Here is a 15,540-nt window from a genome sequence, read left to right on the forward strand (position 1 = left end):
CTAATCATTAAGTAAAAAACAGAATATGGTTCACGATACACATAACCCCTCCAATTTTGAAATGCTCGTTCGATTAATAGAAATATTGATTTGGCCAGTAACCGTACTCATTATTGTTTTACTCTTCAGGAGTAAGATCAAAGGGGTCATCCATAGAGTGGGCTCATTTAAAGCGAGTAGTTCCGGTGTTGAAATGACCTTTGCACCCCAGCTTGATGCTGCAAAAAAGATGTTTAAACAACTGCGACCCGATAGTGTTTCCAAAAGCGTAACTACCCTCGAGTCTTCCGAAAGACCATCAGGCACTCCTTACGAACAATTGTTACAGATTAAATTCGAACTTGAACAATCATTAACAGAATTAGCACAGGAGGCCAGTATTTCAATTACCGGCAAAAGCAGTCTGCAATTATGTGCTGAACTTGAAAAAAGCGGCGTGATAAACCACGAAAACGGTCAGCTGATGCGGTCGTTGCTAACTGTGATCGATGCTGCAAATGCGGGTATAACGCAAGCCCAGGTTGATGAAATAAATACGATGTACAAGGCCATTTAAAATATGAGCAAACTAAACAACGCATATGGCCTGATTATTGGTGTGGGCAATGACCTTCCGGCTAGTGTCCGAGACGCCCAGGCTATATACAACATACTATCTAACAAGGATTTAGCTGGATATCTGGAAGAAAATCTAACACTATTGGTCGAAGAGGACGCCACTGATATTAAGATAAAAAACGCCCTTCAGGAACTTGTAAAAAAAACGAATGAAGATTCTTCAGTATTTATTTTTTATTCCGGACATGGAGGTACTTATACCGACAATGATATCATCGAATTGGAACAGGGCGGTGAAGGAATGAAGCCCGATGATGAAAATCAGTCACATTATTACCTGGTTCCGAATAATTTTGATCCGAAAAATTACCGGGACACATGGGTTCATGCATCCGAATTGAAACAATCGCTCCGGGAAATGAAAAGTCGGCGACTCATTTTGTTCCTGGACTGTTGTCATGCGGAAGGCATGACAAAGGCTGGTAACGCTATCAATGTTAAAGATCTTAAACAACGATTGAAGAATCCGGAGGGCATGGTGCACCGCATTGATGACGGCCAGGGGATATCGATCGTCTCTTCATGCAGATCGGACGAGCTTTCATGGATACTTGGTGAAGAACCAAATAGCCTGTTCACTTCTTGTTTACTTGAAGTGCTTCGAGGGGAGCATAAATCGGTCTATACTGAACCTTATATTCGCATGACTGAAGTGGTTCAGCATGTTATGAAGCGTGTTCCTGAAAAAAAGCCAATTCAAAGGCCCTTTGTCAACCTGCAGTTGTACGACGACTTTATATTGAGTTGTGTTCCCGAGCATTTAGGTGAACGTATTGCTCAATCGGAAATAGTTGAAGGAGGCACGGATAAAAGTACTATTAGTGAAGTCGTCACCACCTTTAGAGAGAGTGATACTGCAAAGAACCTCGTATTATTTGTTCATGGGTTTTCGGGAGAAGCCTCTGACACATTTGGTAATATCCCGGAATATTTGATAAACGATCCCTCTATGGACGGCTGGGATCTCCTTCCCTTAGGTTATTCACAAAATGTCCAGCCGGAGAAAGGGAAAAATGTCTGGGCTTCGGTGGAAGATATCAGCAGAATATCAGACTATTTGCAATCGGCGATCGCACACCGTTTTACACAATACCATCGAATTGCTATCATTGGCCATAGTTTAGGTGGTTTAGCTGTTCAGCAAGCCATATTGCAATTGAACGAAGCCAACAGGAACAGGGTTAGCCATGTAATTTTGTTTGCGACACCAAGTAACGGAATAACTGAAAAAGCGCTACAAGGCCTCTGTAATTGCAACATTTCTGAGCTGAACGAAAAGGGTAGTTTTATTCAATCGCTACGCAAAAACTGGGATTCACAATTTGCTGAAAATATACCATTCAAACTTAAGGTGGTATCCGCTACGGATGATGAGTTTGTACAGATAAACAGTGTATTCGATAATTTTCCTGAGGAAACAAGAGTGACCATTGATGGTAATCATTTTTCACTAGTGCAACCAAAGAGTGAGAAGAGTGACAGTTTTAACCTTATCGTTAAGACGTTGTCAAATTCCGAATTCCACCTGATATATACCAACCAGGAAAATATCAATAACGCACTGGGCGAATACGAGGCAGTGGTTCAGAAATTACTTCCCCAGAAGGAAAGCTTAAAGATCAAAGGACTTCGAAATCTAATTTTTGCTTTGGAAGGCCTGGATAGAAGAGAAGAGGTCATTGACCTGTTGCAAAATCACCCACTGGCGAACGATAATTCGGATCTGCTGGGAATAATGGGAGGTAGGTACAAACGTATGTTCTTAAATAGCCTGTCTCATGAAGACGGTTCCAGGGCGATTGATTACTATAGCAAAGGATTAGAAATAGCAGAAGAAAAGGGAGATCACGAACAGATATATTATCTCGCTATCAATCTTGCCTTCCTACACCTTGTTGCCGAAGAGGACAAACAGGAAATGCGCGATTACGCCATGCAGGCATTAGAAGCTGCAAAAGCCGATCCCTTTGATAGCCTATGGAAACAAGCCACATTGGCGGAGGCGAATTTGTATCTGGGTAAATTCGAAGAAGCAAAAGAGTTGTATGGTTCAGCAGCCAAAATGGCGGGGATACGTGAAAAAATATCCATCCACACCAATGCTTATGGAGCTTATACAACCTTGATGAATACTGAAAATGAAGACGACGCATTTATAAAATTCTTAAAGATGAATTTTTTGTCGTAACTTTTTTTTGAAATAAACACCTGACATGTTGAAATTCAATTCTGATAACCTGCCCCAAATGAATTTCAGAAAAGCAGTCAAGAAACCTATACCTGTTGAATGTGTACAAATCGATGAACCTTTCGAAGTGGAAACTATGGAAGGAACATTAAGAGGCAAAAAAGGGGATTGGTTGATGAAAGGAGTAAATGGAGAATTATACCCCTGCGATCGGGAGATCTTTGAAAAGACTTATGATCTACAATAATTAAACTAACTAAAAAATATATGTCAGATAACAAGATTTTCTTCAGCTATTCAAGGGATAACTCCGATTTTGTTCTCGGCCTTGCCAAAGACCTAAGGGATACGGGAGCCAATGTATGGCTCGATCAGTTGGATATTAAACCCGGAACCCGCTGGGACAAGTCGATTGAAACCGCACTTGAGGATTCCGGAACCTTGTTAGTGGTACTTTCTAAATCTTCCGTGGCCTCTCACAATGTAATGGATGAGGTATCCTATGCATTGGAGGAAGGTAAAACTGTGGTCCCCATCTTACTGGAAGAATGTGATGTTCCATTCAGACTACGACGACTTCAGTTTGCAGATTTCACCCAATCACATGAATCCGGCATGCAAACACTTGTCAGGGCATTACATATTGGTGAGGATAGTACGAGTACACCTGCATCCGATACGGTTAAGTCGAGTCCTCCAGAAAAACCAGCTGCTCCTGTCAGTAAGGAGTCGTCATCTTCGAAAAAGAAGAATAGTAAAACGCTACTTTATGTAATCGGGGGAATTCTTGCAGTTATCGTAATTGTATTTTCCACAGGTGTGATCAATCTTGAAGACTCCAGTGACGAACTGAAGTTAAATGGCGTTGAGACGGCGGCGAACGATGAAGAGGCATGGCAGAACGCACAATCCATCAATACAGCTAAGGCCTATCTCGATTATGCCGCAAAGTATAATGAAGATGGTAAATATGTACAGGAAGCGTACGAAGCTATAGATGGTTTGTACAATTCTAAAGGAATTGTTGAGTATTCTGAAGGTTCAGGAAGCGAGAAGGAGAATTTCTTCTATAGATATAAAGGAGGTCTAGATGATGAGAGTGACGCTCCTGAGAAAGGAGGCTATATTATAGCACTGGACGACTGGCCAGTAAATTTGGATCTGTTAGGGACAAATTCCGGAGCTACCGGCAATATTAGAAAGAATCAAATAGCCACTGTTGTCCAGATCCACCTGGTAGAAGATAAGGTATACTGCACGATCAATTATCATCAGGAGTAATGAAATTGCACCTAAACAAATACGAGGGAAAGCAGGCTTACGGTCGTTATCCCCACTAACGCGAGGATCGTGGTCATAACGGTCCAGCTTCTGAAGGTCTGTTTTTCCGTTAGTCCTAAATACTTACTTACCAGCCAGAATCCGCTGTCGTTCACATGTGACATGATAGACGCGCCAGAAGCGATAGCGATCACCAGCAGTGCTTTTTCAATTTCCCCGGTACTTCCAGTTAGCAAGGGGGCTGTGACCCCTGCAGCCGTAATCATGGCTACCGTGGCCGATCCCTGGAGGATACGAACCAAAGCCGCAACCACAAACGCAAAGAACAGGGTGCTTAGTCCCAGTTCTGAAAAGTACTCCGCCATCATATCTCCGGTTCCTGTGGCGATAAGCATTTCTTTAAAAACACCTCCGGCACCTGTGAGCAGTATAATTATGCCGGCAGGACCCATGGATCTAGTGGTGATCTTCAGTAATTTTTCTTTTGAAGTATTCCTGCGAATTCCGAGTAAGTACCAGGCGATTAGGTTGGCGAGGATCAATGCGGTAAAGGGATGCCCTATCATCGACATCCAGTCTTTTATTTTTTCTGAAACTACATCTTCAGCAATAGGGCTGTTCAAGACGGTGTTACAGACGATGAGAAGTATGGGTAAGCCAATGATAGCCGATATCATTCCTACCGAAGGTCTCGATTCGGAATCACTTGTTTCAGCAATCAATTCAGGGGCGGCCACCTGTATCTTTTTTGAAATATATCGAGCGAATAAAGGTCCTGATGCTATAGCCGTTGGAATACCCACAATGGCCCCGAAGACGATCACCCAACCGAGATCGGCGTTAAGGATATCCGCCACTGCTACCGGTCCGGGAGTAGGAGGGATGAAGGCATGAGTTATCGCAAGTCCCGCTAGCAGAGGAATACCGTACATGAGTAAGGACTTGCCTGATTTCCGTTGAAGTGAATAGATTAGAGGAACCAGTATGATGAAAGCAACATCGAAAAACACCGGGATCGCAATTACAAAACCCGTCGCCATCAACGCCCAGGAAGCACCTTTTTCACCAGCTACTTTCAGCATAAAGGATGCAATGGCCTCGGCACCACCCGAATGTTCCAGGATGGCACCGAACATGGCGCCTAATCCAACAACTACGGCCACAAAGCCAAGGGTGTTGCCCATTCCGGTTTGGATGGTCTTTACAATGGTAAGTGGATCCAGCCCGGCAATGATCCCAACCACTATACTAGAGATAAGCAATGCGATAAAGGCCTGAATCCTGAATTTCAGAATTAGGATGAGAAGAACTGCTATTCCCGAGAAAATAGCAATGAGCAGGGTGCTATCCATTATTTTTCCAGTTGGTGGTGTGGTTATCTTCGGAATCGATCCGCCTGTAGGTGTGTCCGCCAAAATAATCCCGCTGCGCCTGAATCAGGTTGGCCGCCGAATCACCCGTGGTCAAACCGAACCAAAATTGCAAGGCCGCATTCATGCAAGGGAGGGCTATACTTTTTTCGGTGGCCGCTACCACCACCGACTTCATCGCGGCTTCCTTTTTGTGCAATTCACTGATTAATTCGGGTTGTGTCCATATAAAAGGATCTTCCGAAAATCGCTTACTCAGCATTTTCATTAGCTCCGACTTTATAATACAACCTTCCGTCCAGGTCCTGGCGATCTCAGCCAGGTCGAGATGCCAGTCGTAGGCTTCCGAGGCGCTGCGCATGAGTTGGAAGCCCTGGTAATGATTGATGAGTCGGGCAAATTGATAGGCATCCTGTAATGCTTTCAGTTCGATAATTGCGGACGACTTCAATCGATCAAAATCAAGTTCTTTCCGCGTGTGTTTCATATTGGACAAGTAGCGAGCAAACAAGGCATTCGACATCAGGTTAGCGGGTGATCCCAGGTCTATTGCCGCTTTACTACTCCAACCACCGGTTCCTTTATTCGAGGCTTTGTCCAGTATCTTATCCAGCAGGTAATCATCACCATCCTTTACTTTCAGTATCTCGGTGGTGATACCAAGCAGGTAACCTGATAGTTCAGTTTGGTTCCAATGAGATAGGATGTCGGCGATCTGCTCACTCTTGTAATCGTCCTTTAGAAGTGCATAGACTTCGGTGAGCAGCTGCATTTCCGCATATTCAATACCGTTGTGTACCATTTTCACAAAATGTCCCGCTCCTCTTGGACCAACTAAGGACAGGCAAGCTTTATCATTGTCATCCTTTGCTGCGATAGCTGACAGGATCGGTTGTACTTTGTTGTAGGCATCCACAGAACCGCCTGCCATCAGGGAGGGTCCATTCAGGGCTCCTTCTGCGCCACCTGAGATCCCTAGTCCGATGAAATCAACACCAAGCTGCTTGCAATATTCGAAACGGCGGTTACTATGCTTAAAGTGGGAATTCCCACCATCGATGATGATATCGTGATTTTTTAGGTTGGGCTGTAGTTTGTACATAACCGAGTCCACCAAGGGCCCGGCAGGGATCATCAGTAAGATCTTTCGCGGTGTTTGAAGTGACTTTACAAAGGCACGGTATTCTGTAAATCCCTGAACAAGGGGCGTGTCAACTTCAGAAATAAAATCCGAAACCACACTTAACTCATCGCCATCCGCTCGATTATAGACAGAGAGTGAAATTCCCTTGTTGAGAATATTCTTCGCCAGGTTTCTTCCCATCACTCCTAGGCCAACAATACCAAACTCGGAGTGTTTAGGGCCAACCGTATGCTTGAGGATCTCTCCAACAAGGTCTTTCGGACCGGGAGTAATATCCAGGTGAATTCCATATTCGGGTAGTTCCAGATCTTTGAATTGCGACCGCAGCATTTCGAACCCCATGTAGTGACCGCTCCGTTCTTTCAATCTCGTTTCAATAAGTTCGAAGGAGCCGTTCAGCACCACCCACTGAACCGCTGAATTCTGCTGTAATATTTTTCGGTATTCTTCCTTTAAGGCAGAACAGGCGAGGACCGCACCGGTTTCGGACCAGCCGTCGATCTCTTCGGCAAGTGTTCCCAGCCAGGGATAACGATCTTCATCTTCAAGAGGAATGCCCGTTGCCATTTTTCGGATGTTGGTATCAGAATGAAACTCATCGGCATCATAGAAGGGTATGGAGAGCTCTTCGGCCAAAAGCTTACCTACGGCAGTTTTTCCGCTGCCACTTACTCCCATTATGATAAATACCGGTTTCATATAATTCTATTCAGGAGTACCAAAAAATGCGCTCTTAACGCCTTTCACTCCGGGTTTTACGCTAAAAATAGAGCCCGCGAGCGGGTACTTCTCCAATTCCTCTTCGGTCATGTCGATGCGAGCGGTTGTGATATAAAGTATATCCAGGTTTTCTCCACCGAAAGCACATGCTGTGACGTTATGGGCAGGAACTTCGATCTTCTCCATCAATTTTCCATTCTCAGGGTTGAAGCGTGCCACCGCATTGCCATTCCATAGGCCTACCCATAGTTTATCTTCCTCATCGATGGCCATTCCGTCTAGTGTACCGTCTTCCTCATCTACTTCAACTACCACTCGTTCGTTGCTGATTGTGGAGGTTTCAAGGTCGAAATCGTATGCCCTGATTTCCGAAGTAGGAGAGTCTATATAATACATCGTCTTGCCATCCTTGCTCCATACTATCCCATTTGAGATGGTAATATTATCCAGCATCTTGGTAGTTGTACCATCGGGTGCCACTTTATATAAGTTGGCGGCCGGTTCCGTCTGCTCCAGGTGCATGGAACCTATCCACAGGTTTCCGTTCGGATCACACTTTCCATCGTTAAACCGATTGGTCGGAACATCTGCTTCCACGTCTGATAAAGGAGTGAGAAGCCGATTTAAAGTATTCAGGATATATATACCGTTATCCAGCGCAACTACGGCGGTAGAGTCGGTTTGAGGAACTACCGTTCCTACGCGAAAGGGTAGGGGGAACTCTCGATTCGATTTATTTGAAGGGTTGTAGATGTTTACTGACTTCCCCAGGATGTCGACCCAGTACAATTCCTGTTTTTCGTGGTTCCATATAGCACCTTCGCCCAGCAGCGCCCTGAATTTGCGTTCGAGCACTACTTCGCTGCGTTCGGTTTTATCTTCGGAAGCAATTTCGCTTTCTCCCTTCTTTGATGAATCGGCGCAGGAAAATAACAATATGGCTACAAAAAATAAGCTGAAGTATTTCATGGAGAATTGATTTATTCAATTGCCCGTGAAGTTACATATTAATCGGAAAATACAGAAGACTTATTCCTCGCTAAAAGCTAAGTTGATGTAGATATTTACAACATTGCGCTCCCGGCCATCATAGATGGTTATGTTGAAATCCATGGTATTGATAATTGCGGAGCCTATAAGCCTTCCGGGCGCTTTAGTGAAAGTGAAGGTAACAGGCTTGCTTACACCTTTAATAGTAAGGTCTCCTTTAACAACGAATTCATTCTGCTGTCCGCGAATCGAATTGCTCTTGAAGTACAGCCTGGGATATTCTTTTTTATGAAAGTATTTCTTCGACCTAAGATGCCGATCCCTGAACCAGTTATCGGTATCCAGTGTTTCCATAAGCACTGAGCCTGAGATTTCAGAATCTTCCATATCGCTTAAGTCAACGGAACCCGTGAATTGGAAGTCGGAAATTGTTCCCTCCAGCTCTTCATCGGTGAAAACAAACTTCACTGTGGCCTCCTCCTCGTTTATGGCTATTTGCTGCGCATTCAGCAGGGAGAGTGGAACTAGCAGTAAGATGAATAGATTTTTCATACTAAGTTGTGTGTCGGAATTTCCTTCGGAAAATAACAAATATCGTTCCGAAACAGAAGGATTTTCCTCTCCTTTATTTTTTCCGAAGATATAAAAGGATCAAAACCGCGATAGAGGAACAAATGGCAAATCCGATGAAGAGGGGTAGGGATGTCTCGCCCACGAATCTCCCTATCCAAGTACTGATGGGCACCGCCATCATGGTAGCTATAAAACCCGTGACCGCAGAACCTATCCCCGCGATGTGTCCAAGGGGTTCCATAGCGAGGGCGCGAAGATTTCCGAAGAGAAAACCCACACAGAAGAATTGTAATCCGAAGAAGGTAAGCAGCACATAGATACTGGGGTTCTCACTTCCGAAGAACAACACTATATACAGCAGGGATGTGGCGAAATAGCCAACCAATGATAGTGATACCAGTCTCTTCATACCGTATTTAAGTACAAAACTACCATTGAGGAAAATAGCGGTACCGATAGCGATAGCTAGTCCGGCAAAAATGTAGGGAAACTCCTCTTTGAGTCCGTACTGCTCCTGGAAGATCTGTTGCGAACTACTGAGATACACCAGGAAAGAACCTACTACAAGCCCCGAAATAAAGGTATATCCCATGGAAACCTTTTGTCGTAGCACTTCCTTAAAGCCGTTTGTAATAAGCGAAACGGAAAAGCGGATCTTGTTTTCTTCTGAAAGTGTCTCTTCCTGTCGTTTCCAGAACCAGAGGGCAACCAGTAAACTGATGACGATCTGAACATAGAAAATGCCTTGCCAGTTATGGAGTTCCAGTACCAGTTTCCCCATGGCCGGTGCCACGATGGGAACCAACAGGAAGACCACGGTCACGAAGGACATGATCCTTGCCATATAATCACCGGAATACTTATCCCGAATGATAGCAATGGCGATAGTCCTTGGCGAGGAGAGTCCTATTCCCTGTAAGATTCGACCTGCGATCATCACTTCAAGAGAAGTGGCGTAAACACATATAAAACTGGATATTATAAAAATGATAAATCCGAAATAGACTACGGGTTTTCGCCCTATGCTGTCGGACATTGGACCGAAGATGAGCGGTCCAATTCCAAGGCCCAGGAAGATCATGGTAATGAGTAATTGATTGTCTATCAATCTGCTTGTACCAATGGCTAATCCAATGATATCGAGGGCCGGTAAAAGGGCGTCTATTGCGAGGGCAACTACCGACATCAACGCAGCCATCAGGGCGATGAATTCGAACTGCGAAGATTTTGGCTTAGACATTTGGCAAAAGTAGTTTATTATTAGTATATTCATTACGTCATAGCGCTCAATCTACTCAGGAATAGACCCATTTTTTCAGAAACCTAACAAACGTCATATTTTATGATGTTGGAGCAACCTAGCTTTAAGGTTTTAAAAGTAAATCGATTCGATAACCAACAATACTAGTATGAAAGTATTCGACAACAAGCACATAAAGAACGTTGTGTTCGTAGGAGCGCACCGTTCTGGCAAAACAACCTTGTCTGAGACCATGCTTTTCGAAGCTGGTCTTTTAAATAGAAGAGGGACCGTAGAGCAACAAAACACAGTATCCGATTACCATGAAATTGAGCACCAACGCGGTGCTTCTGTTTTTGCTACCCCTTTGCATACGGAGTGGCGAAACTACAAGATCAACATTATTGACACTCCGGGACTGGACGATTTCATTGGTGAGATCATCTCTTCCATTCGTGTGGCCGATTCCATCGTGACGGTGATAAATGGTGAACAAGGGGTTGATATAGGAACGGAGATCATCTGGAATTATATTGATCGCTATCACAAACCAACACTGTTTGTGATCAATAAAATTGACGCCGATATCAACTACGAGGATAATGTGAATAGCTTGAGGGGGCTTGTTGGGAATAATGCAACCCTTATACAGTATCCGATCAAAATTGACGGAGCACAGTGCATCATCGATGTACTTAAAATGAAGTGTTATAAGTTTGGTCCCGAAGGAGGAAAGCCTGAAAAGCTCGAGATCCCCGACGACCAGAAAGAACGTGCAGACGAACTCCACAATATCCTGGTTGAGAAAGCAGCGGAGAACGACGAGGAGTTGATGGAGATGTACTTCGAAAAAGGAACCCTTAATGAGAATGAACTTCTGAAGGGAATCAAGCTGGGGATGCTGAACCACGACCTATTCCCGGTATTCTGCGTTTCTGCGCTGAAAGACATGGGAAGTGGCCGTTTGATGGGCTTTATCGATAACGTAGCCCCATCGGCTCAGGACCTGCGCCCCGAACAAAGCGTGGAAGGTGATGAGATCGCCAGAAACCCGGATGCAGATACTACACTGTTTGTATTTAAAACAATGTTCCAGCCCAACCTGGGAAAAGTAACCTTCTTCAAGGTAAAAGCCGGGGAAGTGAAAGTGAACGACAAGTTGTACAACAACCGAACCGGGGAACTGGAAACACTTAACCAGCTATTCATAATGGATGGTAAGGTGAAGCATTCGGTGGAAAAGCTAACCCAGGGAGATATTGGGGCAACCACCAAGTTGAAAACCACGGAAACCAACGATACTCTGAATACCAAGGAAGACGGGCCAACCATTAAGCCTATCAAATTCCCGCAATCCCGTATTGAGAAAACGGCCATGGCGGTGAACAATTCCGAAGATGAAAAACTAAACGAAGCTCTGAAGAAGATCCATTCGCAGGATCCAACACTTCAGATCCGTTACGATAATGAGACCCACCAGACGGTGATCGGTTGCCAGGGAGAATTACACCTGTCTACCATCGCATGGGCGTTGAAAAACATTTACGAAGTAGAACCGAAGTTTGAAATTCCGAAGATATCCTACCGGGAGACCATACAGCGTTCCGCAACCGCCAACTACCGCCATAAAAAGCAGAGTGGGGGAAGTGGACAGTTTGGTGAGGTACATTTAAAAATTGAACCTTTTTACGAAGGAATGGCGGAACCCGAAGGTTTCAATATCCGTGGAAAGGAAGAAATAGACCTTCCATGGGGTGGAAAACTTGTTTTCTATAACTGTATAGTAGGGGGTGTGATCGATACCCGCTATTTACCTTCTATCATGAAAGGAATACAGGAAGTGATGGAAAGTGGTCCGCTTACGAAGTCGCACGCCCGAGACATTCGCGTTATGGTGTACGACGGAAAGATGCACGCGGTGGATTCGAACGATATTTCGTTCAAGATCGCCGGGGCGCATGCCTTTAAGGAAGCCTTTGTGAATGCGAAACCGAAATTGCTGGAGCCCGTTGATGAAGTGACCATCAAGGCGCCGGAGAGTGTGGTAGGTAATGTAATGACCGACCTGCAATCTCGTCGTGCCATGATACAGGGAGTGGATTCCGAAGACAGGTACCAGATACTGAAGGCACTGATCCCAAAGGGAGAGATGAGTAATTTCTCAACCCAGTTGCGTTCATTGACACAGGGAAGAGCGAATTTCACCTCGACCTTCCACAGTTACCAGGCCGTTCCAACGAACATCCAGGCGAAATTGACCAAGGAGTCGATGGAGGAGGATAAGTAGATTGAATGTCCTGTGTCGGATGTAAGGTCACTGAGTGATCCACCGGATTTCGATACAATTCGTTTTCAACGAATCACTCAATCATCGGCGGATCGTATCGAAGTGACAAGAATGCGAAATACTAATAATCTAAAATTCTAATATACTAACATACTAAAGAAAAATAAGAACCCTAATAACTACAGACTATGCAGACAAAAGTGCGTTATTTAAGTGACTTGAAGTTTAATCTTGAGACCTGGAGACGGGAGTTGCGATTCCATTTTGACGAAATGGATACCTTCCAGGAGAAGCTCGAAGAGATCGCTGCAAGGGAATTTGGCATGGATGCCAGGAAATCACTGGAGAACTTCCAGAACCGAATAATGATAGAGAAAGCTGCGATCGCTAAGCTAAAACACCGATGCAAGGACAAGTTGCGAAATCTACACACCGTAGACCTGAATGAAGAAATAGATGGACGTTTACGCCATGAGCAGTCCGATCTTAAGGGAGATATGCGAACGTATATTCAGATGCATTACGACCTTAAGGAAGAAATGATGGATTATTTTGCAGAGTACCTGACAGAATAAACCATACTACTAACCAAATTCAATTTCCGAAGTCACATTCCGCTTCAGGTGGAGTGTGGCTTTGTTATTCCTGTTTACCAAAATAAAAAGTTGAGATGAAAAAAGAACAAGCAGTATTACAACCATATACCATGGCTGACCTGAAGTTACCCAACCGGGTAGTAATGGCGCCAATGACGCGTAGCCGTGCCGACAACCCTGAAAATGCACCCTTTGAAGGTATGCACGATGTATATTATAAACAGCGCGCTTCGGCAGGCCTTATTATTACTGAAGGATCCCAGGTATCCGAAAGGGGAGTGGGGTATGTTCACACCCCGGGCATCTATAGCAAGGAACAGATTGAGGGCTGGAAGAAAGTTACACGGGCCGTACACGAGGCAAATGGAAGAATATTTATCCAGTTATGGCATGTGGGCAGGGTTTCGCATCCCGATTTCCACGGAGGGGAACTGCCCTTGGGGCCGTCGGCTATTAATCCGCATGGGAAATCGTACACCTATGAAGGATTTAAGGAAACCGAAACTCCCAAGGAAATGACGCTGGAAGATATCGAACGAACCAAACAGGAATTCGTTCAGGCGGCAATAAACACGAAGGAAGCAGGATTCGACGGACTCGAGATCCATTCCAGTAATGGGTATTTGTTTCACCAGTTCTTTAGCAGTAGTAGTAATGTACGCACCGACGCCTATGGAGGGAGTATAGAGAACAGGGCGCGTTTCTTTTTTGAAGTACTTGATGCCATGAAAGCCGTATTCCCGGAAAACAGGATTGGTGTAAGATTTAACCCGTCCCTGCACGGTTTGTGGGGGATCATGGTAAATGAAGATACGCTGCCAACCTTTGATTACATCATTGAAAAGCTGGATGCGGAGTACAATTTGGCCTACGTGCATTTGTCGGAACCCTTTACGGATGTGAGCGAAGTACCCCATGCCGAAACTCAGATCGCGAAGCGATACCGACCCAAATACAGGGGGACCCTGATGATCAACACCAATTTCGACCTGGAGAAGGCCAATAAGGTGATTGAAGATGGCGATGCCGATTTGGTAGCCTTTGGAAAGCCGTACATCTCAAATCCCGATCTTGTGGAACGTTTCAGGGAAGGGGTGGAGCTGAGTGAATGGGACCAGAAAACCTTCTATACACAGGGCGCGGAAGGGTACCTGGACTACGAAAGAAAGACCTAAAGTTTAATTGTCGGATGTCGAATATTAATTATTGTTTATTGTTATTCATTATTGTTGGTCGGGATTCGGGAGTTCGAAGAAAGAAGCTTTTTAACCTTTTAAACACCTAAGCTTATAAACTTATTATTGTCCGGTGACGGGTGTTGGATGATGATTGATTATTATTTATTGTTATTTATTATTGTTGGTCAGAAGCAATGAACTTAGTGTGCGCCAGAACGGAACGGGCAGGGAGTCGAAGGGTCGGATGTCGAATATTAATTATTGTTTATTGTTATTCAATATTGTTGGTCGGGATTCGGAAGTCCGAAGACTTATGTCAGTTCGAGTGATCCGCCAAAGGCGGATTGTATCGAGAACCTGTCACGTTATTCCAATAGTCAAACATTCTAAAATACTATCATTCTTATATACTAACTGTCTAATATTCCGTATCTTAGGAATAGTTTTTGATGCTATAAAAGAAAGAAAGGTTATGAGATCAACTAAATATTTAGTTATATTACTGCTTTTACTAACTGCCTGTAGCAGTGCAGATAAGGCAGTGCAGACGGAAGAAGCAATGGCCACCAAGGCTTTTGTGGAGAATAACGACTACGAGGTACAACTGCAATGGGTGCGTCCGTTGGCCACAAGTGAATTATCACAACTGGCAGCCAGTAATTTACTGCCTATGGATAGCAGATCCGGACAGATCAATTTACGAGGAACACAGAACTTTATTAGAAAATACGGTGACAGCTTGTCCATATATTTACCGTATTTCGGAACGAGGCAGATGACGGTGAATATGGCCGACACAAATGGTGCTATAGAATTTGACGGCGTACCTGAGGATTACAGGGTGACGTATAACGAGAAGCGACAGCGGTCTGTGATCAATTTCTCCATGGATGACGGAACAGAGAATTATAATGTTGCCATTACCGTATGGGCGAATAAGAGAGCCCAGGTAAACGTAAACAGCAGTTTCCGGAATTCCATTTTCTACACGGGGAATATGAAGGCCTTAAAACAGGAGTAGATTCTATACTATACTGAGGTAGAGTGGATTTGGAAATATTCTATTTTACATAATATAAATTATAGTACATTAATAGCAAATGGGCGGATACGCCAGTATTTTACATAATTTTAGATATCGACGGTCACGGCTATATCGTCAACAATTATGTAAAAGCCCATTTGCGCCAGGCACAACTCCTTTGTAGCTATAATTCTATATTATATAAAATAGTACAATCTCCTAAATCGCTTATTCTGTATAGCCTATAAAGATTTTTTAAATAATGAATTCTCGAAGATCCGTCGCTATGTACCATAATTTGCCGTTATGTAAAATTGCCGCGCCCAACCGC

Annotated in this window: 13 protein-coding genes; 8 read left to right on the top strand and 5 right to left on the bottom strand. The window is 44.2% G+C overall.

Annotation, left to right across the window (positions count from 1 at the left end; genetic code table 11):
- Positions 1-25 precede the first annotated feature (25 nt).
- The 4 genes from J1N09_RS06050 to J1N09_RS06065 are packed head-to-tail and all read left to right on the top strand — an operon-like array spanning position 26 to position 4,087.
- Entirely contained in the window at positions 26-556 is a 531-nt protein-coding gene (locus J1N09_RS06050; protein ID WP_265198933.1) for a hypothetical protein, read from the top strand.
- Between the two features lie 3 nt (positions 557-559).
- A complete protein-coding gene (locus tag J1N09_RS06055; protein ID WP_265198936.1) occupies positions 560-2,806 on the top strand; it encodes a caspase family protein in 2,247 nt (748 codons plus the stop codon).
- A 25-nt stretch (positions 2,807-2,831) separates the two neighbouring features.
- Positions 2,832-3,053, top strand: coding sequence for a PGDYG domain-containing protein (locus J1N09_RS06060; protein WP_265198938.1), 222 nt, complete (start codon positions 2,832-2,834; stop codon positions 3,051-3,053).
- 20 nt (positions 3,054-3,073) lie between these two features.
- The gene (locus J1N09_RS06065) at positions 3,074-4,087 is read left to right on the top strand and encodes a toll/interleukin-1 receptor domain-containing protein (RefSeq protein ID WP_265198940.1); all 1,014 of its coding nucleotides are present in this window, start codon (positions 3,074-3,076) and stop codon (positions 4,085-4,087) included.
- 11 nt (positions 4,088-4,098) lie between these two features.
- On the opposite strand, the gene J1N09_RS06070 is transcribed toward J1N09_RS06065, so the two are convergent.
- The 5 genes from J1N09_RS06070 to J1N09_RS06090 form a co-directional block, all read right to left on the bottom strand.
- The gene (locus tag J1N09_RS06070; RefSeq protein ID WP_265198942.1) at positions 4,099-5,439 is read right to left on the bottom strand and encodes a GntP family permease; all 1,341 of its coding nucleotides are present in this window, start codon (positions 5,437-5,439) and stop codon (positions 4,099-4,101) included.
- A complete protein-coding gene (gene gndA / locus J1N09_RS06075; RefSeq protein ID WP_265198944.1) occupies positions 5,432-7,300 on the bottom strand; it encodes an NADP-dependent phosphogluconate dehydrogenase in 1,869 nt (622 codons plus the stop codon). Before gndA ends, J1N09_RS06070 begins: the two co-directional genes overlap by 8 nt.
- Before the next feature lie 6 nt (positions 7,301-7,306).
- A complete protein-coding gene (locus J1N09_RS06080; RefSeq protein ID WP_265198946.1) occupies positions 7,307-8,290 on the bottom strand; it encodes an SMP-30/gluconolactonase/LRE family protein in 984 nt (327 codons plus the stop codon).
- Positions 8,291-8,350: 60 nt separating this feature from the next.
- Positions 8,351-8,863: a YceI family protein gene (locus J1N09_RS06085; protein ID WP_265198949.1), complete on the bottom strand. Its 513-nt coding sequence runs from the start codon at positions 8,861-8,863 to the stop codon at positions 8,351-8,353.
- A gap of 73 nt (positions 8,864-8,936) precedes the next feature.
- A complete protein-coding gene (locus tag J1N09_RS06090; protein ID WP_265198950.1) occupies positions 8,937-10,124 on the bottom strand; it encodes a multidrug effflux MFS transporter in 1,188 nt (395 codons plus the stop codon).
- A gap of 169 nt (positions 10,125-10,293) precedes the next feature.
- On the opposite strand from J1N09_RS06090, the gene J1N09_RS06095 reads away from it, so the two are divergent.
- The 4 genes from J1N09_RS06095 to J1N09_RS06110 all read left to right on the top strand — a co-directional run bounded on the left by J1N09_RS06095 (position 10,294) and on the right by J1N09_RS06110 (position 15,206).
- A complete protein-coding gene (locus tag J1N09_RS06095) occupies positions 10,294-12,411 on the top strand; it encodes an elongation factor G (RefSeq protein WP_265198952.1) in 2,118 nt (705 codons plus the stop codon).
- 188 nt (positions 12,412-12,599) lie between these two features.
- Positions 12,600-12,986, top strand: coding sequence for a hypothetical protein (locus J1N09_RS06100; protein WP_265198954.1), 387 nt, complete (start codon positions 12,600-12,602; stop codon positions 12,984-12,986).
- Between the two features lie 95 nt (positions 12,987-13,081).
- The gene (locus J1N09_RS06105; protein ID WP_265198956.1) at positions 13,082-14,182 is read left to right on the top strand and encodes an alkene reductase; all 1,101 of its coding nucleotides are present in this window, start codon (positions 13,082-13,084) and stop codon (positions 14,180-14,182) included.
- A gap of 475 nt (positions 14,183-14,657) precedes the next feature.
- Positions 14,658-15,206, top strand: coding sequence for a DUF4251 domain-containing protein (locus J1N09_RS06110; RefSeq protein WP_265198957.1), 549 nt, complete (start codon positions 14,658-14,660; stop codon positions 15,204-15,206).
- Positions 15,207-15,540 lie beyond the last annotated feature (334 nt).

It is taken from the genome of Aureitalea sp. L0-47 (genome assembly GCF_026126405.1).
Taxonomy (GTDB): Bacteria; Bacteroidota; Bacteroidia; order Flavobacteriales; family Flavobacteriaceae; genus Pukyongia.

What these genes read in the sequence shown, in the direction of transcription:
- J1N09_RS06050 (WP_265198933.1), top strand. Translation starts at nt 26, where the DNA reads ATGGTTCACGATACACATAACCCCTCCAATTTTGAAATGCTCGTTCGA.
- J1N09_RS06055 (WP_265198936.1), top strand. Translation starts at nt 560, where the DNA reads ATGAGCAAACTAAACAACGCATATGGCCTGATTATTGGTGTGGGCAAT.
- J1N09_RS06060 (WP_265198938.1), top strand. Translation starts at nt 2,832, where the DNA reads ATGTTGAAATTCAATTCTGATAACCTGCCCCAAATGAATTTCAGAAAA.
- J1N09_RS06065 (WP_265198940.1), top strand. Translation starts at nt 3,074, where the DNA reads ATGTCAGATAACAAGATTTTCTTCAGCTATTCAAGGGATAACTCCGAT.
- J1N09_RS06070 (WP_265198942.1), bottom strand. Translation starts at nt 5,439, where the DNA reads ATGGATAGCACCCTGCTCATTGCTATTTTCTCGGGAATAGCAGTTCTT.
- gndA (WP_265198944.1), bottom strand. Translation starts at nt 7,300, where the DNA reads ATGAAACCGGTATTTATCATAATGGGAGTAAGTGGCAGCGGAAAAACT.
- J1N09_RS06080 (WP_265198946.1), bottom strand. Translation starts at nt 8,290, where the DNA reads ATGAAATACTTCAGCTTATTTTTTGTAGCCATATTGTTATTTTCCTGC.
- J1N09_RS06085 (WP_265198949.1), bottom strand. Translation starts at nt 8,863, where the DNA reads ATGAAAAATCTATTCATCTTACTGCTAGTTCCACTCTCCCTGCTGAAT.
- J1N09_RS06090 (WP_265198950.1), bottom strand. Translation starts at nt 10,124, where the DNA reads ATGTCTAAGCCAAAATCTTCGCAGTTCGAATTCATCGCCCTGATGGCT.
- J1N09_RS06095 (WP_265198952.1), top strand. Translation starts at nt 10,294, where the DNA reads ATGAAAGTATTCGACAACAAGCACATAAAGAACGTTGTGTTCGTAGGA.
- J1N09_RS06100 (WP_265198954.1), top strand. Translation starts at nt 12,600, where the DNA reads ATGCAGACAAAAGTGCGTTATTTAAGTGACTTGAAGTTTAATCTTGAG.
- J1N09_RS06105 (WP_265198956.1), top strand. Translation starts at nt 13,082, where the DNA reads ATGAAAAAAGAACAAGCAGTATTACAACCATATACCATGGCTGACCTG.
- J1N09_RS06110 (WP_265198957.1), top strand. Translation starts at nt 14,658, where the DNA reads ATGAGATCAACTAAATATTTAGTTATATTACTGCTTTTACTAACTGCC.